Raw genomic sequence first — 21796 nt, 5'->3', positions numbered from 1 at the left:
TGAATCAGGAGACGGGCGAGTGCCGGCGGTCAGCGTGCGGGGGTATCGACCCACCGCTGCTCGTCGGCGGCGATCAGCACGGCCTCGGTGAGTTGAGCGGCGCGCACCCCGTCGTCGAAGGTGGGCAGGCCGTCGGGCTCCTCACCGCGGATCGCCGCATAGGCGTCGGAGACGAAACCGTTGAAGGCGTCCTGATAGCCCTGCGCGTGACCGGCGGGAACGGCCGAGAACCGGGCGACTCCGGGGTGAGCGGTCTGCGGGTCGCGGAAGAGGTGCCTGCTGCCCTCGCGCTCCCCGATCCACAGTTCCTCCGGGCGTTCCTGGTCGAAGCGGATGCTCGCCTGCGCACCGTGAAGTTCGAGGGTGAGGGAGTTCTTGCGGCCGGCGGCCATCTGAGAGATCAAGAGGGTGCCGATCGCACCCGATTCCATCTCGACGAGGATCGACACGGCGTCCTCGTTGGTGACGGCGCGCCCGGCACGCTCGGCGTAGACGCGACGAGTACGGGCGGTGAGGCGCACGATCCGCTCCCCCGCGACGAACTCGAGCAGGTCGCACAGGTGCGAGCCGATGTCGGCGAACGCGCGCGAGGGTCCGCCGTCGGCCGAGGTCACGCGCCAGTCGTCGTCGCCGGGCAGGAGCATCCAGTCCTGCAGGTATCCGCAGTCCACCGTGAGGAGGTCGCCGATCTCGCCGGCGGCGACACGTGCGCGAGCCTCCCGCACCATCGGGTGGTACCGGTAGACGAAGGGCACCGCGGCGACCACGCCGTGCTCGGCGGCCGCGGCCGCGAGGGCGCGCGCGTCGTCGACGTGGGTGGCGAGCGGCTTCTCGCAGATCACGTGCACGCCCGCCTCGATCACCGCACGGGCGAAGGCGGCGTGGGTGGCGTTGGGCGTGCACACGTGCACCACGTCCACGCCCTGGGTGAGGAGTTCGGCGAGATCATCGGCGGCGCGTTCGATCCCGAGGTCCTGGGCGGCGGCGACGGCCCGCTCCCGCGAGGAACTCGCGAGCACTGCGGTGGCGGCACCGGCGGCGCGCGCTGCGCGGCTGTGCACCTGGGCCATGAATCCTCCGCCGAGGAATCCGGATCGGATCGTCCCGACGCCGGTAGCTGTGACGTCCGTTGTCATGTCGATGATTCTGACACGAGCGCTCCCACTTTTGCTAGATCTTCGTCAAAAGATTTTTCTTACGCGTCAGATCTCCTTCGGCTGAGCAATGGAAGTCCTGTGATTTACTGACCCCTATGAGTGATGCGGAACGCAACCTCCCGAACGCCTCGACGGGCGCGGGTGACATCTTCCAGCTCCTGCTGGACGGTCAAGCCCGCACCAAGGCCGACCTCGTCCATCTCACCGGCCTCGCCCGTTCCACCGTGTCGGCGCGCGTCGATGCGCTCCTCTCCGCCGGACTGCTCGTCGCCGCAGGCGAGGCCGCCTCCACCGGCGGCCGACCCCCGTCGCGCGTGGCCTTCAACCCGCGCGCGGGCCTCGTCCTCGCCGTCGACCTCGGCGCCTCCCACGCCACGGTCGCCATCGCCGACCTCGGCGGAAGGATCCTCGGCTCCACCACGCATCCGCTCGACATCGCCGGCGGCCCCGAGCCCGTGCTGAATCGGATGCTCGTCGAAGCCGAGAGCCTCCTCTCCGACCTCGAGACGCCGACGAGCGCGCTCGTCGGCGTCGGGATCGGCGTGCCCGGCCCGGTGGAGCACTCCACCGGCCGCCCCTACAACCCGCCGATCATGCCGGGATGGGACCGCTTCGACATTCCCGAGTACGTGCAGCGCACGTTCGACGTGCCGGTGCTCGTCGACAACGACGTGAACGTGCTCGCCCTCGGCGAGCAGACCACCAGCTTCCCCGACACCACCGATCTCATCTTCGTGAAGGTGGCCACCGGTATCGGTGCCGGCATCATCGCGGGAGGCCGGCTGCAACGCGGCGCGCAGGGCTCGGCCGGCGACATGGGGCACGTCCGCGTGCCCCACTCAGCCGAGTCCACGCACGCCGCCGACGAGGAGCGCGACCTCGAGGACCTCGCCAGCGGCAGCGCGATCGCCGCGTCGCTGCGCGCGCAGGGCATCGACGCCGAGACCAGCCGAGACGTGACCGAGCTGGTGCGAGCGGGAAACACCGCGGCGATCGAAGCGCTGCGCCAGGCCGGCCGTGACGTCGGCGAGGTGCTCGCCACCGTCGTGAACCTGCTCAACCCGTCGATCGTCGTCCTCGGCGGCAGCATCGCGCGAGCGGGCGAACACCTGCTGGCCGGCGTCCGCGAGGTCGTCTACCGCCGCTCGATCCCCCTCGCCACGCAGCACCTCGCCATCGTGCAGTCCCCGACCGGGGAGCGCGCCGCGGTGCTGGGCGCGGCGATCATGGTCGCCCGCGAGGTGCTCTCCCCCGCCAACGTCGACGCGCGCGTCGCGGCGTCGTCCCGATAGTGTGGCCGGGTGACAGCGCCGGAATCCGCATCCGCATCGCCCTATGAGCGCGCGCTCGGCGAGCGCATCTCCGAGCTCCACCCGAAGACCGCCTGGTACTTCCGCACGATCCCGGAGGGCCACGTCGGCATCGGCACCGGGGTCTTCACCCGGGCCGGGTCGCGGCATCGCTGGCTCCGGCCCGTGTTCCGCATCGCAGAAGCCCTGGGCGTCGCCTTCGCCGGGTGGGAGCGCGACGTGCCGTTCCGCATCGAGAACCGCACGATCGGCGGCACCGCCGTCGCGGTACGATATCTCGACCTCCCCGGCCGCACCTGGGTCATGCCCGACACCGTCTCGCTCGGCGCGAACCGCATCCTCCGCAACGAGATCGGTCCGCACCGCACCGTCGTGACCACCTTCGACATCGATGTGCGGGACGGCGCGGTCGTGCTCACCATCCGGCGGGTCGGGATGCGGTTCGGCCGACTGCGCATCGCCGCTCCGCGGATCGTGCGTCCACGCATCGCGCTCGTCGAACGCTGGGACGACGGTCGGGAGCAGCACCACGTGAACATGACGATCGACGCGCCGCTCCTCGGTCGCGTCTACGAGTACACCGGCTACTTCGACTACGCGATCGAGAGCGACACCGCATGACCGCGCCCCTTCCCCCCGGCCCCGTCGTCATCGGCGGCTCCACGGGGTTCATGGGCCGGCACCTCGTTCCCCGCCTGCGATCCGCCGGACGGGAGGTCATCACGATCTCGCGATCCGGAGCAGACATCACCTGGGGCGACCAGCGCGCGATCGATCGCGCCGTCGACGGCGCGTCCCTCGTGATCGGCTTGGCCGGCAAGAGCGTGAACTGCCGATACACCCCGGAGAACCGTGCCGAGATCTTCCGGTCCCGGCTCGACACCACCTCGTCGCTGAGCTCGGCGATCGCCGGGGCGACGGCCCCGCCGCCCCTGTGGATCAACTCCTCGACCGCGACGATCTACCGCCATGCCGAGGATCGACCGATGACCGAGTCATCCGGGGATCTCGGCGCCGGTTTCTCGGTGGAAGTGGCGAAGGCCTGGGAACGCGCTCTGTTCGCCGATGATCTGCCGCGCACCCGACGGGTCGCGCTGCGCAGCGCCATCGTGCTCGGGCACGGCGGTGTGCTCGCTCCCCTCGAACGCCTGGCGCGACTCGGGCTGGGTGGTGCACAGCACGACGGTCGCTGGCCCGTCAGCCGGGCGCGCCGTGCCGCCGGTACCGGCCACTTCCCGGGAGCACTCCACGGCACGCAGAAGTTCAGCTGGGTGCACGTCGACGACGTCGCCCGGATCATCGACTTCCTCGAGGTCAGCCCCTCGATCGAGGGCCCGGTGAACGCGGCCTCCCCGAACCCCTCGGACAACGCCGGGTTCATGGCCACCGTGCGCCGAGCGCTCGGCGTCGGCTTCGGGCCGCCGCTCCCCCGATGGATGCTCGAACTCGGCGCCGTCGGCATCCGCACCGAGACCGAGTTGGTCCTGAAGAGCCGCTGGGTCATCCCCGAGAAGCTGACGACCGCCGGATTCGCCTTCGCCTATCCGGAGCTCGAGGGCGCGGTCCGCGAATCCTTCTCTCGCACGTCGCGCAGCGCCGGCTCCAGCTCGGGGAAGGCGAAGGAGTAGCCGGCGTCCACGAGCACTCCGGGAGCGATCCACCGACTGTTGAGCACCAGATCCGGCTCGGCGCGCAGCACCCACATCGCCGGCTCCAGCATGAACCGCCACGAGGGCAGCCCGATCGGCATCCCGACGACACGGCGCAGCGCCCGCATCAGACCGCGGTTCTCCACGACCCCCGGTGCCGACATGTTCACCGCGCCCGAGATGCCCGCATCGTCGCGGATGAACCGCACGGCACCCACGAGGTCGTCGATGTGGATCCAGCTGAACCGTTGATGCCCACGGGACCGCCGTCCCAGCGGCTTCCGCGGCTCGGTCGGGTGCGGGCCGATACCGCGATAGCGCCGGTGCGGGAACCACCAGCCGTCGAACTGCGGCCCGCCGACGCCGAAACGAGCGAGGCGGAAGAGCAGAGCCGGCGCGGGACCGTCGCCGACCACGAAGGTGATCCGCAGCGCCACGCGCCTCGTCGACGGCAGATCGCCCCGGAACAGCTCGGTCTCCCAGGCCCGGGTCACGTCCGGCAGGAAACCGGTGTCGCGTTCGGTGTCGGCCTCGGTCTGCGCACGGTCGAGCGCGTAGCGGTAGACCGCTGCGCTCGACGCGTTCATCCAGACGGCGGGCGGATGCTCGGCTCGCGCGATGGCGTCGTGGAGCGCGCGGGTCGTGTCCACGCGCGACTGCAGGATCTCCTCGCGATTGCGATCGGTGAACCGTGCGTTGATGCTCTTGCCCGCGAGGCCGATGACCAGGTCCGCGCCGTCGACGAGGCGCAGGATCGACGAGGGGTCGTCCCAGCGGGCGTCCGGACCGTGGCGGCCGATCACGCTCACCGCGTAGCCGTCGTCCTCGAGCGCCCGGGTCAGCGCCGTGCCCACGAATCCGCTGCCGCCGCCGATGACGGCACGCTTCACCCGATCGGACCCCGTCATGTCAGACTCCGTCCTGGCCGTGTTCGTCGGATTGATTCCTACGCTTCTCGATCTCCTGGCGCAGGCGCCACTCCTCGATCTCGCGGTCGAGGTCGGCGATCTGCTGCTCGGTCGTGCGGGTGTCGCGGGGCGGCGCCGGGGGTGCCGCGGCACCCGCCGACGGCGCCGTGCGAGGGGCCCGCCGCAGACGCGGGATGGCGATCCCCGCGTCGCCGTAGTCCCGACCGAGGCCGAACCAGAGCAGCGCTCCGAGGAGGGGCAGCAGGATCACCACGATCAGCCAGACGAGGCGGGGCAGGAACCGCACCTGCGAGTCATCGCGCCGCACGATGTCGACCACCGCGCCGATCGTCAGCGCGATGGTGAGGATCGTGAACAGGAACGGCATGAACTCAGAGTAGATCAGGGAAGCAGGTGCCCGGCAGCCCGGAACAGCTCGTACCACTCCTCGCGGCTGAGTTCGACGTCCGCGCCGGCCGCGGCATCCGTCACTCGCTCGGGCGTCGTGGTGCCGAGCACGACCTGCATACGCGCCGGATGACGGATGATCCACGCCGTCGCGATCGCGATAGGCGTCACGCCGTGCGCGGCGGCGAGCCGGCCGATGACCGCGTTCAGCTCGGCGTACTGCGGGTTGCCGAGGAAGACGCCGGTGAAGAAGCCGCCCTGGAACGGCGACCACGCCTGGACCGTGATGCCGTTGATGCGGCAGTACTCGACGATCCCCCCGCCGTCGCGCACGACGCTCTGTTCCTCGGCCGCCATGTTCATCGCGATCGGCTGGGCGATGATGGGCGCGTGCGTGATCGAGAGCTGCAGCTGATTCGCGACGATCGGCTGGCGCACAGCGGTGCGCAGCAGGTCGATCTGGCGCGGCGTGTGGTTCGACACCCCGAATGCCCGCACCTTGCCCGCGGCTTCGAGCTCGTCGAACGCGCGCGCGACCTCCTCGGGTTCGACGAGCGCGTCCGGGCGGTGCAGCAGCAACACATCGAGGCGGTCGGTGCGCAGCGCACGCAGCGATCCCTCGACCTGGGTGACGATGTGCTCGTACGAGAAGTCGAACATCCCCTTGTCCGGCACGATGCCGCACTTGGTCTGCAGCACGATCTCATCGCGCTCGGCCGCCGTGAGGCGCAGGGCGGCGGCGAACCGGGACTCGCAGTGGTGCATGCGTCCGCCATAGATGTCGGCGTGGTCGAAGAAATCGATCCCGGCGGCGCGCGCCGTGTCGTACAGCGAACGGATGTGGGCGTCGTCCTTGTCGTCGATGCGCATCATCCCGGCGACGACGGCGGGTGCGGTGGTGGTTCCGAAAGGCACGGTCTTCATGGCGCCACGATATCGCGGCAGCGGGCGCCCGCGTCAGTGGTCAGCGGCCCGAGCTCAGGTCGGGGAGGAGGGATGCCGGCGAGCGATCGAGCGCTTCGGCGATGCGGGCCAGGTCGACGACGCTGATGTCGGCCTGCGCGTCGAGCTTGCGACGTAGGGTGGAGTAGGCGATCCCGGACTGCGCGGCGAGCCATCTCTTCGAGCGCTGGCTCTCGCGCAGGGCGGAGACGATCGCGGATGCTACCAATTGTCGATCATCTGCCGTCACACGTAGACAGTATCCTCCCGATTGACGACATGCAACACCGCATGTGTCCAATATGACGGCATACTGCAGCCATGGCGGTGCTATCGTGACTCGTGTGAAGACATCAGCGGAGCTGTTCAACGCGGCCGTGGGTCGTCAACTGCGAGCCGAGATCGCCGCGGCCGGGAGCAGCATCGCCGCCATGGCGCGCGATGCGGGAGTCGCGCGGAGCGCGCTCGACAACTACGTCACCGGCAAGCGCGCGATCCCCGTACCGGTCGTCTACACCGTCTGCGCCATCATCAACGTCGCCCCGCATCTCGTCCTCGCACGTGCGGAAGAGCGCTTGAGCGCCGACACCGCGAGCAGCCCCGCCACGATCACGCCCCTGCGCCCCCGTTCCGATGTCGCACCCCTCGGCCAGGATGTCCCTGAAGTCGCCTTCGACTCCTCGCTCCCGCACGATCGCGACACCGACGACCTCTACTCGTAGGAACGACATGGACCCGCAGCTCCTCCGCCTCGCCGAGGAGCGCGGTCTGCGCATCGTCGAACGCTCCGGGCCCACGCGTGGAGGCTTCGACCCAGCGCGCAGCATCATCCGCGTCGAACCCGGCATGAGCGCCCGCACGACCCGCAGCGTCCTCGCCCATGAGCTCGGGCACGCGACGCTGCGTCACGCGCCGACGACGCACACGCGCCTGCGCGCCCGCCAGGAGCGTCAGGCCGATGCGTGGGCCGCGCGCCTCCTCATCTCCCCGCAGGCGTACGCGGCCGCCGAGCATCTCCGCGGGCCGCATCCGGCGAGTCTCGCGTTCGAGCTCGACGTCACCGTCGAGCTCGTCGCCGCGTACCAGGCGCTCCTGCGGCGCGCTGATTGAATGAGCACATGGCTTTCCTCGCTCCGCCCGCTCCCGTCACTCTCACCGGCCGCCTCGTCGAGCTGCGACCTCTCGACCCGTCGTACCGCGACGCCCTGATCGAGGCGGTCGAAGAGGGCGATCTCTGGCAGGCTGCGTGGTACACCTCGGTGCCGGCGCCCGACGGCGTCGCCGCGGAGATCGACCGCCGGCTCGACCTCTGCGCGAAGGGCGAGATGATCCCGTTCGTGGCCGTCGACGCGGCCGGTCGTGTCCTGGGCATGACCTCCTACTACGACCTCGCCGCAGACGTGCCGCGCCTGCACATCGGGTACACGTGGAACCGCCCGTCCGCCCACGGCACGGGCACGAACGCGGAGTCGAAGCTGCTGCTGCTGCGCCACGCCTTCGAGACGCTCGGCGTCTTCCGCGTCGGACTCACGACCCAGTGGGTCAATTTCCAGTCCCGGGCGGCCATCGAGCGCCTCGGCGCCAAGCAGGACGGCGTCATGCGCGCGATATCGCGCTACCGCAACGGCGCACTCCGTGACAGCGTCGAATACTCGATCATCGAGCCGGAGTGGCCCGCCGTGCGTGCGAACCTCGAGATGCGGTTGTCGCGCCGGGCCTGAGGGCGCCGGCGCTGATCCGGGTCAGTCGGTGGACGGGCCCGACCAGTTCTTCGAGCGCCGCGTGGCCGAGCCGCGCTCGCGCATCACGAAGGCCAGCGACAGCATCGTGATCAGGAGCCCCGCGACGAAGATGATCGCCTGGTAGTCCTCGGCGGTCTGCGCGAAGGCCATGAGGTAGATCCCTCCGAGGAAGAGGATCAGGAAGAGAATGAAGCTGAGGATCACGGGATCTCCTGTCGTAGCGGCCGCCCCTCCAGCCTACCGTCCGTAGCGCAGGGCACCGCTCAGCGGAAGCCCCTTCGCGTGCCCGGCATCCGCTGGTCTACTCGGGATCATGGACACCGCGCTCACCGCCCTCGCCATCACCTGCACGCTCAAGCCCTCCCCCGCCGAATCGAGCTCCGACCTGCTCGCGACGCAGATCCTCGACGCGCTGGCCGACCACGGGGTCACCGGAGACCTGGTGCGCGCCGTCGACATCGCCGTGAAGCCGGGCGTCGAGACCGACATGGGCGACGGCGACGAATGGCCGGCCATCCGCGAGAAGGTGCTCGGTGCCGACATCCTCGTGCTCGTGACCCCGACGTGGATGGGGCAGCACTCGAGCGTCGCCCAGCGGGTGCTCGAGCGCCTCGATGCCGAGCTCGCCGAAACGGATGCCGAGGGGCGCCCGATCCTCTTCGACAAGGTCGCGATCGCCGGAATCGTGGGCAATGAGGACGGTGCGCACCACATCGCCGCGATCCTCTTCCAGTCGCTCAACGACGTCGGGTACACGGTGCCCGCCCAGGCATCGGTCTACTGGAACGGCGAAGCGATGCAGGGTGTCGACTACAAGGATCTCGACGAGACGCCCGAGAAGGTCGTCGAGACGATCACGACCGCGACGCGGAACGCCGCCCACCTCGCCCGCGCTCTGAAGGTGAGCGCCTACCCGGCCGGCTGAACGTCACCACCTCGTCACGGCGAGAGCGCTCGACCGAGAGCCCTGAGAGCTCCAGACGCCGGAACACGCGCTTCGGCAGATCCGGCAGCCCGCGCTCCACGCCGCGCGCAGGTTTCACGAGCCCCAGGAGCAGAGACAGGTCGACGCCGTCGGCGCGCACCTCGATGCGCGCGTAGTCGCTGCGCGGTCTCCAGAGCAGATGGTCGAGGTCGCGATAGGCGATGCGATGGTGCACCGAGCCGACCGCGAGGCGCAGCTCGTCGTTTCCGAAGGCGATGACGGTGGGAACGGACCGACGCCGTGCGAGGGCGGTGAACACGACGTACACGGGCAACCCGACGATCAGGCCCAGCGCGACGATCACGATACGGGGCCCCAGCCTCATCGCGAGATCGTCGAACGCGACCATCAGCACGAACGCCACGAGCCCGGCCGGTACCACCATCCCGATGATCGCCAGGGTCAGCGCGCGCATACGCATCTCTACCGCCTCGACGTGCAGCTCCGAGCCGTCGCCGCTGGGCGCACGCTCCCAGGTGCGCGGAACGGCGGGGGGACGCTTCGCGGAATCCCGATGGCCCATCGCCGAGGTCACGCGTGAGAGCAGTCCGAGCCAGATCCATCCCGCCGCAGGGATCGCGGACATCTGCAGCACCACCACGACCGCGCGCACCGGTTCGGGCAGCGTTCCGAGCCAGGGGCCGGCGAACTCGACCACGACGATCATGAATGCGGCGAGGACGACCGCGACCCCGATGTGCAGGGGAACACCCGTGCGGGGCGGCATCCGCAACGTCAGGCCCACGAAGGCGAAGCCGAAGCACCACCCGCCCACCAGCATGAGGAGGAACGGGAAGAAGCTCAGGTCATCGCCGGCCAGGGTCGCCGCGAGGGCGGTGGCGAGGAGGACGACTCCCCAGAAGAGCGGACGGCGCAGCACGGGACAAGCCTAGGATCAAGCCCGCCCCGTGCCGCGCCTGCGATCAGCTCCGGCGCGCGCGGCGCACCGCCATCGTCGCCGCTCCCGCGAGCAGCAGCATCACCCCGAACCCGGCGGCGTACCAGGGCACGTCGCCTCCGGTGATCGCGAGGCCGGCGCCGGCCTGGCCGGCCGCGTTCCCGCCGGTCGCGGGCGGGGTCGTGTCACCGGGGGTGACGGGTGCGGTGATGGTCACGGCGGCGGATGCCGTCCCGGTGAGCAGATTCTCATCGGGGTCGACGGCGGAACCGGCCGCGCCGTTGGTCAGCGTGCCGACGTCGGCGGCGCGCACCTCGTACGACACGGTGCAGGTGAGGACGTCGCCGGGGGCGAGCGTCACGGGTGCGGCCGTATCGCAGTCGAGGTCTCCCAGCGGAGCCGACCCCGAGAAATCGGTGTCCGTCAGCGTGACGTCGGAGAGGGTCATGGCGCCCGTGTTCGTCGCGGTGAGCGTGTAGAGCACGTCGTCGCCGACCGCGGCGGTCGGTACCGATACGGTCTTGGTCACGGCGAGAGCGGATTCGCCCTCGACCGCGACGAGAGCGGTCGACGCGGCGGATGCCGACGACACCGTGGTGTCGGCGATCAGCGCCGTCGCGACGGCTTCGTTGCTCACCCCGCCGGCATCGACATCGGCCTGCGTGATCTCGTACGGCGCCTGGCACGTCGTGCTCTCGCCGACCGCCAGCGCTGTGACGGGGCACACGATCTCGCCGAGCTCGCCCGAACCCGAGAACGCCGTCTCGTCGATCGCCAGGCCGTCGACCGGGAGGTCGCCGTCGTTCGTGACCGCGAAGTCGTATACGACCGTGTCGCCCACGGCCGCGGTGGTCGGAGTCACGGTCTTCACCAGGCCCAGCGACGCCGCCTTCGCGGTGTTCGTGACCGTGCAGTCGACGGCGTCACCGGCGACCAGGGCGAGCTGCTGGCTCGTGTCGGCACCATCCGGCAGCACCGTCGTGCTGGCCGCGTTCGCGTTCGTGCACGCCCAGTCGGCGTCGTAGTAGTCCACCGGGCTCGGCGACCCCGCCGCCGGCGCTTCGGAGAGGGTGAGCGGGCCGCTCGGGATCACCGGGACGACGTCGGTCGACGCCGAATCGGAGGCGCCCGTCGACGCGGTCGCCAGGAGCGGACCCTCGCTCGAAGCGACGCTCAGGTCGAAGGAGTCGGCGGGATCGACACGACCGACCACCTGCTTGTCGACCGAGACGCTCGCGGTGCGGATGCCGAAGCCGAGACCCTCGCGCTCCCCACGGGAGTACATGTAGAGAGTGCCGGAGATCGATGTCGCCGACGGCGCGGCGAGGATCGAACCGTATGCCGAGGATGATCCCGCAGCACCCGGGTAGCACCAGACGTTCGCTGTGCCGTTGCCGTTCAACGGCATTGCGCATCCGCCCCCGGTCGTGATCGTCGGATAGCTGTCGATCAGGGTGAGAGGAGTGTTGGAGGACCAGTTGATGAACTCGCCGAGGAAGCCGGTCGCGGCATCCGTCGTCTCCGGTGCCGCCGTGACGAGGTCGTAGCCCGTCACCGGAGTACCGTTCAGCGATACCTGGAAATTGGTGATGTTGATCTGAACGCCACCATTGGGCTGGCCGGCCGATGAATAGAGGAACGGGCTTCCCGGGATGCCGTTGTAGTAGCCGGGTACTCCGACGACGAAGGGAGGAGTTGTTGCGGGCACAGCCGCTACCGCGCGCGTCGTCCACCCGGGCACCGGGCGCTCGGTCACCGTGTACGACACGTCGTAGGCGCCGAGCGACATCTCGAACTGCTGGCCTTCTGCCGTCAGGCCGACAGCCGAGTCGTAACCGGCGAAGTCGAGCCAACAGATCGAGTCGGGGAACTTCCCGCCCCCGTCCGGGTTGGCATACCCGCAACTCGACTCGATCGGAGCGGCAGAAGCCGGGGCCGCTGCGACTCCCGTGAACAACATGGCCAACAGTGCTGCTGCGCCGGCGAAGGCCGACATTTTCTTGACGCTCACTGGCGCTCTCCCCTGGGTGAAGGTGGGCAGCGTCCCATCAACGCTCCCCTTCAAGAGACGCCGAGACGGCCCGTTCATTACGCGCATCTGTCGGATACCGATGCGCGTTATCGCCGGCGCATCGCGTTCTTTCGAATCCCCCGCGATATACCGGCGGCTCACTCTATAGGACAGGAAGTGTCGAGTTCGAGGGGTACGCCACACTTCATCCGCAATTTAATTTGAACGTTGATTCAGTCTTGGCGCGCAGACGCGATGCGGGTGTAAATTGCCGAGATGGAGCCGTTGCGCGTAGGGCTCGTCGCAGATCCGGCTTCACCCACGGCCGTGGCTCGTCGGATGACCGACCTCGCGCCGCCGATCACCGCCGAGGCCGTCGGCTGGACGGTCGAGCTCGTCAGCGAACCGTTCACCCTCGGATCCGAAGATGTCGACATCGCCGTGGCTCGACTCGGCGGGCACGCGGAGCAGAACGGGTGGGATCTCGTCATCGGTGTCACCGAGCTCCCGCTGCGCGCCGACGACGGCCGTTATCTGCTGGCGGCGATCGATGCACGGCGCCGGTCCGCGGTGCTGTCACTGCCCGCTCTGGGCGGCGTGAGGGTGCAGACGCGCGCACGCCACGCCGTGCGAGGGCTCATGGATGAGATGGCCGAACCCGCTACGCGCGAGGATCAGCGCCTGCCGCTCCCCCGGATCAGCGCCCGCGGGCGCCTGCTCATGGGCATGGTGCTGGCCAACCGCCCATGGATGCTCGCCGCGGGGCTCAAGTCGGCATTGGTCGCCGCCCTGGCGACAGGCGCCGTGGCGACGATCGAACCGACGGTGTGGTCGCTCGCGATCTCCCTGTCGGGCTGGCGCCTGACGGCGGCGATGGTCGCCTCCATCGCCATCCTCATCGCCTGGATCGTGATCGACGGCGAGCTGTGGGACCGCCCCGAGGACGACTCACCCGCGTCGCGGGAGAGATCCCGGCTCTACAACACCTCAACGATTCTGACTCTCACCGTGGGGATCGTCATCTGCTATCTGGCCCTGTACGCCGTGAACCTCGCCTGGGCGCTCTTCGTCCTCGATACGGCCGTGATGAGCGACGCCCTCGGCCGCGCCGTCGCGATTCCTGACCTGTTCGTGCTCACGTGGTTCGTCGCGTCGGCCGCGACGCTCGGCGGGGCACTGGGCACCGGCTTGGAGTCGGACGATTCGATCCGCGCCGCCACCTACTCGAAACGCGAGGAAGAGCGGCGCGCTCGCCTGGCCGGCGAGCGCGCCTGAATCGATCACGAGCGCGCCTGAACCGATCAGGCGAGATGATCACCGAGCGGACCGAGCCGCACCACAGGACTCAGAAGTCCCAGTCGTCGTCTTCCGTCGCCTCGGCCTTGCCGATGACGTAGGAGGATCCGGAACCCGAGAAGAAGTCGTGGTTCTCGTCGGCGTTCGGCGACAGGGCCGACAGGATCGCCGGGTTCACGTTCGTGACCGTCGACGGGAACATCGCCTCGTAGCCGAGGTTCATGAGCGCCTTGTTGGCGTTGTAGTGCAAGAACTTCTTGACGTCCTCGGTCAGCCCGACGCCGTCGTAGAGGTCCTGCGTGTACTGCACCTCGTTGTCGTAGAGCTCGTAGAGCAGCGAGAAGGTGTAGTCCTTCAGCTCGTCGCGGCGCTCCTGCGTCTCGTTCTCGAGACCCTTCTGGAACTTGTATCCGATGTAGTAGCCGTGCACCGCCTCGTCACGGATGATGAGACGGATGAGGTCGGCCGTGTTCGTCAGCTTCGCCTTCGAGGACCAGTAGATCGGCAGGTAGAAGCCCGAGTAGAACAGGAACGACTCGAGCAGGGTCGAGGCGATCTTGCGCTTGAGCGGGTCGTCGCCCTGGTAGTAGTCCATGATGATCTGAGCCTTCTTCTGAAGGTTCGGATTCTCGGTCGACCACCGGAACGCCTCGTCGATCTCCTTCGTCGACGCGAGCGTCGAGAAGATCGAGGAATAGCTCTTCGCGTGCACCGACTCCATGAACGCGATGTTGGTGTACACCGCCTCTTCATGCGGGGTGATCGAGTCGGGGATGAGCGACACGGCGCCCACGGTGCCCTGGATCGTGTCGAGCAGCGTGAGACCCGTGAAGACGCGCATCGTCAGAAGCTGCTCTTCGGGGGTCAGCGTGTTCCACGACTGGATGTCGTTCGACAGCGGCACCTTCTCGGGCAGCCAGAAGTTGTTCACCAGACGGTTCCAGACCTCGAGGTCCTTGTCGTCTTCGATGCGGTTCCAGTTGATCGCCTGCACGCTGTCGACCAGCTTGAGCGGAGGGTGAGGAGTCATGTTCGTCGTTTCTCGATCGTCGGGGTCACTGAGCCTGTCGAAGTGTCAGAGCATGCAGGAGACGCACTCGGTCATGTCGGTGCCCTCGAGCGCCATCTGACGCAGACGGATGTAGTAGATCGTCTTGATGCCCTTGCGCCATGCGTAGATCTGGGCCTTGTTGATGTCGCGCGTCGTGGCGGTGTCCTTGAAGAACAGCGTCAGCGACAGACCCTGGTCGACGTGCTGCGTCGCCGCGGCGTAGGTGTCGATGACCTTCTCGTAGCCGATCTCGTATGCGTCCTGGTAGTACTCGAGGTTGTCGTTCGTCATGAACGCCGCCGGGTAGTAGACGCGACCGAGCTTGCCTTCCTTGCGGATCTCGATCTTCGACGCGATCGGGTGGATCGACGACGTCGAGTTGTTGATGTACGAGATCGAGCCGGTCGGCGGCACCGCCTGCAGGTTCTGGTTGTAGATGCCGTGCTCCTGGATGGAGGACTTCAGGGCCACCCAGTCGGCCTGCGTCGGGATGTGCTTGCCCGCGAAGAGCTCCTTGACCTTCTCCGTCGCCGGCACCCACTCCTGGTCGATGTACTTGTCGAAGAACGTGCCCGAGGCGTACGTCGAGTCCTCGAAGCCGTCGAACGCCTGCTTGCGCTCGATCGCGAGGTTGTTCGAGGCGCGGAGCGCGTGGAACAACACCGTGTAGAAGTAGATGTTCGTGAAGTCGATGCCCTCTTCGGAGCCGTAGTAGACGTGCTCGCGAGCGAGGTAGCCGTGCAGGTTCATCTGGCCGAGGCCGATGGCGTGCGAGCGGTCGTTGCCGTCTTCGATCGAGCGCACCGAGCGGATGTGGCTCTGGTCGCTCACCGCGCTGAGCGCACGGATCGCCGTCTCGACGGTCTGACCGAGGTCATCGGCATCCATCGACAGCGCGATGTTCATCGAGCCGAGGTTGCAGGAGATGTCCTTGCCGATCTGGTCGTACGACAGGTCGTCGTTGTACGTCGTCGGCGTGTTCACCTGCAGGATCTCGCTGCAGAGGTTCGACATGTTGATGCGACCCTTGATCGGGTTGGCCTTGTTCACCGTGTCCTCGAACATGATGTACGGGTAGCCCGACTCGAACTGGATCTCGGCGACGGTCTGGAAGAACTCGCGCGCGTTGATCTTGGTCTTCTTGATGCGCGAGTCGTCGACCATCTCGCGGTACTTCTCGGTGACCGAGATGTCGCCGAAGGGCACCCCGTAGACCTTCTCGACGTCGTACGGCGAGAAGAGGTACATGTCCTCGCCGTTCTTGGCGAGCTCGAAGGTGATGTCGGGAACGACGACACCCAGCGAGAGGGTCTTGATACGGATCTTCTCGTCGGCGTTCTCGCGCTTGGTGTCGAGGAACCGCATGATGTCGGGGTGGTGCGCGTTCAGGTACACCGCCCCCGCGCCCTGACGGGCACCGAGCTGGTTGGCGTAGCTGAAGCTGTCTTCGAGGAGCTTCATCACGGGGATGATGCCCGAGGACTGGTTCTCGATCTGCTTGATCGGGGCGCCCGCCTCGCGGATGTTCGAGAGCAGCAGCGCCACGCCGCCACCGCGCTTGGACAGCTGCAGCGCCGAGTTGATGCCGCGGGCGATCGACTCCATGTTGTCTTCGATGCGCAGCAGGAAGCAGCTGACGAGCTCGCCGCGCTGCGCCTTGCCCGCGTTGAGGAAGGTCGGCGTCGCGGGCTGGAAGCGGCCGGAGATGATCTCCTCGACCAGGGCGATCGCGAGCTTCTCGTCACCGGCGGCGAGTCCGAGGGCCGTCATGACGACGCGGTCCTCGAAGCGCTCGAGGTAGCGCTTGCCGTCGAACGTCTTGAGCGTGTAGCTCGTGTAGTACTTGAACGCGCCCAGGAACGTCTCGAAGCGGAACTTCTTGCCGTAGGCCAGGTCGTTGAGCTTCTGGATGAACTCGAGCGAGTACTGCTCGATCACGGCCGGCTCGTAGTACTCCTTCTCGACAAGGTAGTCGAGACGCTCCTTGAGGGAGTGGAAGAAGACCGTGTTCTGGTTGACGTGCTGCAGGAAGTACTCCCGCGCCGCACGCTTGTCGGCATCGAACTGGATCTTGCCGTTCGCGTCGTACAGGTTCAGCATCGCGTTGAGGGCGTGGTAGTCCAGCCCCTCGTACGCCTGGTTCATCTTGAACGCCGCCTGCTGTGTCACGGTCTGCTCGTCAACTGCGCTGCCCACACTCGTTCCAATCCGTCGCTGACGCGATCCACGTCGTCCTGTGTGCCGAAGATTTCCAACCGATACAAGTGAGGCACGTGGCACTTGCGGCTGATGATGTCGCCGGCGAGGCAGAAGGCCTCGCCGAAATTGGTGTTGCCTGCGGAGATCACTCCGCGGATGTGACGACGGTTGCGCTCGTCGTTGAGGAACCGGATCACCTGCTTGGGCACGGCGCCCCGCTCGACGCCTCGCCCCTCGCCCCCGCCATAGGTCGGGGTGACCAGAACGTAGGGCTCGTCGATGACGAGCTCTCCGTCGTTCCGGTGGAGCGGGATACGTCGGGCGGGAAGGCCCAGCTTCTCGATGAAGCGCGCGGTGTTCCCGGACACGCTCGAGAAGTAGACGAGGAGCGGTGCTGCGGTCGCGATGGCGTTCATGCGTCGATTCGCTCTCTCACCCCGCTTCGCGGCCGCCCGATCAGGCCAGACGGGTCGCGAGCTCTGCGATCTTGTCGGGACGGAAGCCCGACCAGTGGTCCTCGTCGGTGACGACGACCGGCGCCTGCATGTAGCCCAGCGCCTTGACCTGCTCCAGGGCCGTCGGGTCCTCCGACAGGTCGTGGATCTCGTACTCGATGCCCTTGGCATCCAGGGCGCGGTAGGTCGCGTTGCACTGGACGCAGGAAGGCTTGGTGTAGACCGTGATCGACATCTGTTTCCCCTCAGAATCGTTGTGTGGCCGGCAGTCCTCCGCCGGGAGTTCAATACTACATATAGGGACGGACACTCGGAGTGACCACAAGGGGTAGTAGTTACATTCGTGTAGTTTTTCCACCGCTCTCCCCAGATACAACACAGGTTCTCCACCGTTTCTTCCACAGGCGGAAGGGCGGGCGCAGGGCTCCCGAACCGCGAGAAATCGCGGCTGGGAGGCACCTGTGAGAGATCCCATCCACAGGTCGCACGCTACGCCGGGCATCCGACATTCGGATTCCTGTGGAAACTGCTGCTCGGCGTGTCGTCGGCGTGTCGCCGGCACCCGGGCCTCCGACCGTCCCCGGAGCGTCCGTGGCTGCCGGTACCGTTGTCTGGTGGCGGGATATCAGGACCTTCTTCGCACGCCGGGAGTGGCGCGCATGATCGCGGCGCAGCTGACGGCGCGATTCCCCAACGGCATGTCTTCGCTCGCGATCCTGCTGCACGTCGAGCAGCAGACCGGGTCGTACGGCGCCGCGGGCCTCGTCCTCGCCGCGACGAGCGTCGGTCAGGCCGTCGCCGGCCCCGTCACCAGCCGGTGGATGGGCGCATGGGGCATGCGTCGCGTGCTCACCCTCACCCTCTCGGTCTGCGTCATCGCCGTGCTCTGCCTGGCACTGCTTCCCCTGAGCCTGCCGGGCTACATGGCGCTCGGTCTCATCGCCGGGCTCTCGACACCGCCCGTGCAGTCGGCGGTGCGCACGATCTACCCCAAGCTCGTCAACGCCAAGCAGCTCACTCCCCTCTTCTCCCTCGACGCTTCGCTGCAGGAGATCATCTGGATCCTCGCCCCGGTGATCATCACGCTGGTCTCGACCCAGGTCGGCACCACGCAGGGACTGCTCCTCGTGGCCGTGTTCCTCATCGGCGGCGGCTCGTGGTTCATCCTCTCCCCCGAGGTCGGGCGCGTGCGCATCCCGCGCAGCCGCAGCGCGCTCGGCAAGGTGGTGCTCAAGCCCCCGGTGCTGATGGCCACCATGATCGGCTTCCTCCTCATCGGCGCCTGCTCTGCGGTCGAGGTGGGCGTGGTCGCAACCTTCGAGCACGGCAGTCTCGAGGCCGGCCTCGTGCTCGCCGTCTTCGCGGCGGGCAGCCTCGCGGGCGGACTGTCGTTCGGACACATCCCGATCGGACCGTGGGCGATGGCCCGCCGCCTCACGATCGTGACGGTCGGCCTCGCGCTCACCATGGTCTCGCTCAACGTGTTCTGGCTCGGCGGCACGCTCATCCTCGCCGGTATCGGCATCGCCCCGGCCCTCGCGGTGCTGTTCGCGATCACGACCGCGAGCGTCAAGTTCAGCGAGACCGCCGAGGCCTTCGGCTGGGCGGGCACCGGCCAGCTCATCGGTGCCGCCGCCGGATCCGCGGTGGCCGGTTTCCTCGTCGACGCCACCGATGCCCGCGGAGCCTACTTCGCCGCCGTTCTCTTCGCCGCGCTCGGACTGATCGTCTCGATCGTGTTCGTCCGCGCCCTCCCCGATCTGCGTCACCGCGACGCGAGCCCGTATCCCGACACCGAACCCCTGGCGGTCACCCCCTCATGAGCACGCTCCCTTCTGCCCTGTCCGCCCCCGAGGTCGTCTGCGTCGGCGAGTCCATGGGTCTCGTCACCGCGCTCGGCGCTCCCCTGGCCGAGACCGAGACCGCCGCGCTCGGGATCGCGGGCGCCGAGGGGAACGTCGCGGTCGGTCTGGTCGCCGCGGGGCATCGGGCCGTATGGGCGTCGCGCCTCGGCGACGACCCCCTCGGCACGCGCATCACCGGCGAGCTCGGTCGGCGCGGCGTCGAGATCTGGGCTGAGAGCGACGCAGAGGCCCCGACGGGCGTCATGTTCAAGGATCCGGGTGTCGAATCCTCGTCGGTGTACTACTACCGCCGCGGATCGGCCGCCTCCCGCATGGGTGCGGGATTCCTCTCCGTCGACCGGCTGCGGGGCGTGCGCATCGTGCACACGACGGGCATCACACCCGCGCTCTCCCCCTCGTGCCGCGCCATGGTCGACGGCCTCTACACCGACGCCCGCGAGGCAGGCGCCCTCGTCTCCTTCGATGTGAACGACCGCCGGGCACTGTGGTCGATGGACGACGCGCGGGCGACGCTGACCCGCCTGGCCGACGCCGCGGACATCGCCTTCGTCGGCCGCGATGAGGCCGAGCGCCTGTGGGGCACCGCGACGGCCGCCGACGTGCGCGCGCATCTGCCGAACTGCGCCCTGCTGGTCGTCAAGGACGGCGACGTCGGCGCGACCGCGTTCGCCGCGAGCGCGGAGCCGGTGTTCGTGCCCGCACCGCGCGTCGAGGTCGTCGAGCCGGTCGGAGCCGGCGATGCGTTCGCCGCCGGCTTCCTCGCCGCCACGCTCGACGGCGCAGACCTGGCAGAGCGGCTCTCCGCCGGACACACGGCCGCCGCGCACGTGCTCCGCACCCACGGAGACCTGCCGCCGCTCGGATGACGACGATCGACACAGGACCGCGACGGTCCTCCGCGGCGGTTCTAGGCTGAGAGCATGGCCGCACCGCTCACGCTCCCCCGCCTCGCCTGGGGCGATCCGACCGCCGACCGCCACGCGCTCCTCGTGCACGGACTCGGGTCGTCCGGCGCGCTGATGTGGCGCCTCGGCGAGGCCCTCGCCGAGTCCGGGTGGCATGCGGTCGCCGTCGACCTGCGCGGTCACGGCGACGCGCCGCGGGCCCTCGACTACACCGTCGCCGCGTACGCCGCGGACCTCGCGATCGCGCGACCGCAGCACGGTGGTACGTGGGACGCCGTCGTCGGTCACTCGCTCGGCGGCGCCTCGAGCACCGTGGCCGCGGCATCCGATCCGGACTGGACGCGCCGGTTGATCCTGCTCGATCCCGCGATCTTCGTCGAAGGCCGCGACGCGAAGATCGTGCGCAAGAGTCAGGAGCGCGCGTTCGCGGACCAGCGGATCGAGGTCGTGCAGCAGGAGCATCCGCACTGGCACCCGCAGGACTGGGAACTCAAGGTCGACGCCGTCCGTCGGGCGAGCGCCTGGGCGGTCGAGCAGACCAGCGTGCAGAACACCCCGTGGGACGTCCGAGCGGATGCCGCACGCCTCGCCGTTCCCACGCATGTGATCGCCTCGGATCCCGAGGTCTACAGCATCTTCACCGGCGACACCGCGACCGGTGTGCTGAGCGCCAACCCGCTCGTCACGATGTCGATCGTCGACGGCGCCGGGCACTCCCTGCATCGCGACAGACCGGAGGAGTCGATCCGACAGCTCCGGGAGGCCCTGGCATGAGCGCCTTCGACCCGACCGCCTTCCTTCCCGACGATCTGCTCGAGCGCATCCGCGAGCGTGCACCGATCCACGATCGCGAGAACACGTTCCCCCGGCAGGATCTCGACGAACTCCGCGCCGCGGGATACCTCTCGATCCTCGTTCCGACCGATCGCGGGGGCGCGGGACTCGGTCTCGCCGAGGCGGCGATCCTGCAGCAGCGCCTCGCCTCGGCCGCACCGGCGACCGCGCTGGCGATCAACATGCACCTCGTCTGGACGGGTGTCGCGAAGGTGTTCTCCGACCGCGGCGTGCCCGGACTCGAGTTCGTCCAGGACGGCGCCGTCGCGGGCGAGGTCTTCGCCTTCGGCATCAGCGAGGGCGGCAACGACCTCGTACTGTTCGGCAGCGATACGGATGCCGTGCCCACCGCCGACGGCGGGTACACGTTCACGGGCACCAAGATCTTCACCTCGCTCGCCCCGGTGTGGACGAAGCTCGGGCTGCACGGCCTCGACACGACGAGCCCCGATGCCCCGAAGCTCGTCTTCGCGTTCGTGGAACGCACGGATGCCGTGGTCACGAGCGAGGACTGGGACACCCTTGGCATGCGCGCCACCCAGAGCCGCACCACGCGGCTGTCGGGCGCGGCCGCCGCCCGCGAGCACGTCGTGCGGCGCATCGATCCGGGACCGAACCCCGACCCGATCGTGTTCGGCATCTTCAGCGTCTTCGAGGTGCTGCTGGCATCGGTCTACACCGGGCTCGCCCGCCGCTCACTCGATCTCGCGGTCGAGACGGCCCACCGACGCCGCTCGAAGAGCACCGGCGCCGCGTACAGCCAGGATGCCGACATCCGCTGGCGGATCGCCGACATGGGTCTCGCCTACGACGCGCTCCCGCCCCAGATCCAGACCCTCGCGCGCGACGTCGACGAGCGCGTCGATCACGGCGCCCGCTGGTTCACGCTGCTGTCGGGGCTCAAGCACCGCGCGATCACGACGGCGAAGCAGATCGTCGACGACGCGATGCTCGTCGCCGGAGGGGGCTCGTACTTCTCGAGCAACGAGCTGTCGCGCCTCTACCGCGACGTGCTCGCCGGAGCCTTCCACCCCTCGGATCCCGAATCCGCCCACGCGACGGCGGCGAGCGCCTGGCTCGGCCCCCGCGAAACCTGACACTTCCTGCCGAATTCGCAGATTGAACGAATGGATCCTGCGAAATCGGTTGAAATGACCGGCCACGGATGCGAGGATCGCACC

General features: G+C 68.4%; 24 protein-coding genes. 12 read left to right on the top strand and 12 right to left on the bottom strand.

The window, feature by feature from the left end:
• Positions 1-29: 29 nt before the first annotated feature.
• Positions 30-1136 (bottom strand): Gfo/Idh/MocA family protein, encoded by a 1107-nt coding sequence (locus ACIPVN_RS14615; RefSeq protein ID WP_400444193.1) that lies wholly within the window; start codon positions 1134-1136, stop codon positions 30-32.
• Between the two features lie 116 nt (positions 1137-1252).
• Here ACIPVN_RS14615 and ACIPVN_RS14610 point away from each other — a divergent pair, with 116 nt between their 5' ends.
• From ACIPVN_RS14610 to ACIPVN_RS14600, 3 genes are read left to right on the top strand one after another with little or no spacing between them, the layout of a single operon-like run.
• Positions 1253-2449, top strand: coding sequence for an ROK family protein (locus ACIPVN_RS14610; RefSeq protein ID WP_400444190.1), 1197 nt, complete (start codon positions 1253-1255; stop codon positions 2447-2449).
• Positions 2450-2458: 9 nt separating this feature from the next.
• Positions 2459-3088, top strand: a complete 630-nt coding sequence (locus ACIPVN_RS14605) for a DUF4166 domain-containing protein (protein WP_400444189.1) — start codon at positions 2459-2461, stop codon at positions 3086-3088.
• Positions 3085-4095 (top strand): epimerase, encoded by a 1011-nt coding sequence (locus tag ACIPVN_RS14600; RefSeq protein WP_400444186.1) that lies wholly within the window; start codon positions 3085-3087, stop codon positions 4093-4095. The genes ACIPVN_RS14605 and ACIPVN_RS14600 overlap by 4 nt, the downstream gene beginning before the upstream one ends.
• Here the strand turns inward: ACIPVN_RS14600 and ACIPVN_RS14595 are convergent.
• The 4 genes from ACIPVN_RS14595 to ACIPVN_RS14580 are packed head-to-tail and all read right to left on the bottom strand — an operon-like array spanning position 4008 to position 6624.
• Positions 4008-5024, bottom strand: coding sequence for an epimerase (locus ACIPVN_RS14595; RefSeq protein ID WP_400444184.1), 1017 nt, complete (start codon positions 5022-5024; stop codon positions 4008-4010). The two genes, ACIPVN_RS14600 and ACIPVN_RS14595, sit on opposite strands and share 88 nt — an antisense overlap.
• Before the next feature lies 1 nt (position 5025).
• Positions 5026-5412, bottom strand: coding sequence for a PLDc N-terminal domain-containing protein (locus tag ACIPVN_RS14590; RefSeq protein WP_400444181.1), 387 nt, complete (start codon positions 5410-5412; stop codon positions 5026-5028).
• Positions 5413-5426: 14 nt separating this feature from the next.
• Complete coding sequence (locus tag ACIPVN_RS14585) at positions 5427-6356, bottom strand: aldo/keto reductase family oxidoreductase (protein ID WP_400444178.1); 930 nt, start codon at positions 6354-6356, stop codon at positions 5427-5429.
• 40 nt (positions 6357-6396) lie between these two features.
• On the bottom strand, positions 6397-6624 hold the full coding sequence (locus ACIPVN_RS14580) for an XRE family transcriptional regulator (protein WP_400444175.1): 228 nt from the start codon (positions 6622-6624) through the stop codon (positions 6397-6399).
• A gap of 94 nt (positions 6625-6718) precedes the next feature.
• Between ACIPVN_RS14580 and ACIPVN_RS14575 the strand changes: the two genes are divergently transcribed.
• The 3 genes from ACIPVN_RS14575 to ACIPVN_RS14565 are packed head-to-tail and all read left to right on the top strand — an operon-like array spanning position 6719 to position 8095.
• Complete coding sequence (locus tag ACIPVN_RS14575; RefSeq protein WP_400444172.1) at positions 6719-7096, top strand: XRE family transcriptional regulator; 378 nt, start codon at positions 6719-6721, stop codon at positions 7094-7096.
• A 7-nt stretch (positions 7097-7103) separates the two neighbouring features.
• The gene (locus tag ACIPVN_RS14570) at positions 7104-7484 is read left to right on the top strand and encodes an ImmA/IrrE family metallo-endopeptidase (RefSeq protein ID WP_400444169.1); all 381 of its coding nucleotides are present in this window, start codon (positions 7104-7106) and stop codon (positions 7482-7484) included.
• An 8-nt stretch (positions 7485-7492) separates the two neighbouring features.
• Positions 7493-8095 carry a GNAT family N-acetyltransferase gene (locus tag ACIPVN_RS14565; protein ID WP_400444166.1) on the top strand — a complete coding sequence of 201 codons (603 nt, stop codon included), beginning with the start codon at positions 7493-7495 and terminating at the stop codon, positions 8093-8095.
• A 21-nt stretch (positions 8096-8116) separates the two neighbouring features.
• On the opposite strand, the gene ACIPVN_RS14560 is transcribed toward ACIPVN_RS14565, so the two are convergent.
• Complete coding sequence (locus tag ACIPVN_RS14560; protein ID WP_400444163.1) at positions 8117-8320, bottom strand: hypothetical protein; 204 nt, start codon at positions 8318-8320, stop codon at positions 8117-8119.
• A 109-nt stretch (positions 8321-8429) separates the two neighbouring features.
• Between ACIPVN_RS14560 and ACIPVN_RS14555 the strand changes: the two genes are divergently transcribed.
• Positions 8430-9041, top strand: coding sequence for a flavodoxin family protein (locus tag ACIPVN_RS14555; protein WP_400444161.1), 612 nt, complete (start codon positions 8430-8432; stop codon positions 9039-9041).
• Here the strand turns inward: ACIPVN_RS14555 and ACIPVN_RS14550 are convergent.
• Entirely contained in the window at positions 8971-9981 is a 1011-nt protein-coding gene (locus tag ACIPVN_RS14550; protein ID WP_400444159.1) for a hypothetical protein, read from the bottom strand. The genes ACIPVN_RS14555 and ACIPVN_RS14550 overlap by 71 nt on opposite strands.
• Before the next feature lie 43 nt (positions 9982-10024).
• Entirely contained in the window at positions 10025-12010 is a 1986-nt protein-coding gene (locus ACIPVN_RS14545) for a hypothetical protein (RefSeq protein WP_400444156.1), read from the bottom strand.
• Between the two features lie 339 nt (positions 12011-12349).
• Between ACIPVN_RS14545 and ACIPVN_RS14540 the strand changes: the two genes are divergently transcribed.
• Positions 12350-13285 carry a hypothetical protein gene (locus tag ACIPVN_RS14540; RefSeq protein ID WP_400444154.1) on the top strand — a complete coding sequence of 312 codons (936 nt, stop codon included), beginning with the start codon at positions 12350-12352 and terminating at the stop codon, positions 13283-13285.
• 70 nt (positions 13286-13355) lie between these two features.
• Here ACIPVN_RS14540 and nrdF read toward each other — a convergent pair whose 3' ends face one another.
• The 4 genes from nrdF to nrdH are packed head-to-tail and all read right to left on the bottom strand — an operon-like array spanning position 13356 to position 17246.
• A complete protein-coding gene (gene nrdF / locus ACIPVN_RS14535) occupies positions 13356-14336 on the bottom strand; it encodes a class 1b ribonucleoside-diphosphate reductase subunit beta (RefSeq protein ID WP_247624936.1) in 981 nt (326 codons plus the stop codon).
• Between the two features lie 45 nt (positions 14337-14381).
• Positions 14382-16502: a class 1b ribonucleoside-diphosphate reductase subunit alpha gene (gene nrdE, locus ACIPVN_RS14530; protein ID WP_400444708.1), complete on the bottom strand. Its 2121-nt coding sequence runs from the start codon at positions 16500-16502 to the stop codon at positions 14382-14384.
• Positions 16503-16522: 20 nt separating this feature from the next.
• Complete coding sequence (nrdI, locus tag ACIPVN_RS14525; protein ID WP_247624937.1) at positions 16523-16972, bottom strand: class Ib ribonucleoside-diphosphate reductase assembly flavoprotein NrdI; 450 nt, start codon at positions 16970-16972, stop codon at positions 16523-16525.
• 40 nt (positions 16973-17012) lie between these two features.
• On the bottom strand, positions 17013-17246 hold the full coding sequence (gene nrdH / locus ACIPVN_RS14520; RefSeq protein ID WP_046012882.1) for a glutaredoxin-like protein NrdH: 234 nt from the start codon (positions 17244-17246) through the stop codon (positions 17013-17015).
• Between the two features lie 379 nt (positions 17247-17625).
• On the opposite strand from nrdH, the gene ACIPVN_RS14515 reads away from it, so the two are divergent.
• From ACIPVN_RS14515 to ACIPVN_RS14500, 4 genes are read left to right on the top strand one after another with little or no spacing between them, the layout of a single operon-like run.
• Complete coding sequence (locus ACIPVN_RS14515; RefSeq protein ID WP_400444149.1) at positions 17626-18834, top strand: MFS transporter; 1209 nt, start codon at positions 17626-17628, stop codon at positions 18832-18834.
• Positions 18831-19742 carry a sugar kinase gene (locus ACIPVN_RS14510; RefSeq protein ID WP_400444147.1) on the top strand — a complete coding sequence of 304 codons (912 nt, stop codon included), beginning with the start codon at positions 18831-18833 and terminating at the stop codon, positions 19740-19742. The genes ACIPVN_RS14515 and ACIPVN_RS14510 overlap by 4 nt, the downstream gene beginning before the upstream one ends.
• 54 nt (positions 19743-19796) lie before the next feature.
• Positions 19797-20555, top strand: coding sequence for an alpha/beta fold hydrolase (locus ACIPVN_RS14505; protein ID WP_400444144.1), 759 nt, complete (start codon positions 19797-19799; stop codon positions 20553-20555).
• Positions 20552-21712: an acyl-CoA dehydrogenase family protein gene (locus tag ACIPVN_RS14500; RefSeq protein WP_400444141.1), complete on the top strand. Its 1161-nt coding sequence runs from the start codon at positions 20552-20554 to the stop codon at positions 21710-21712. The genes ACIPVN_RS14505 and ACIPVN_RS14500 overlap by 4 nt, the downstream gene beginning before the upstream one ends.
• Positions 21713-21796 lie beyond the last annotated feature (84 nt).

It is taken from the genome of Microbacterium sp. NPDC090003, assembly GCF_044748385.1.
Lineage (GTDB): Bacteria > Actinomycetota > Actinomycetes > Actinomycetales > Microbacteriaceae > Microbacterium.
This window is presented reverse-complemented; position numbering and strand designations above follow the sequence as displayed.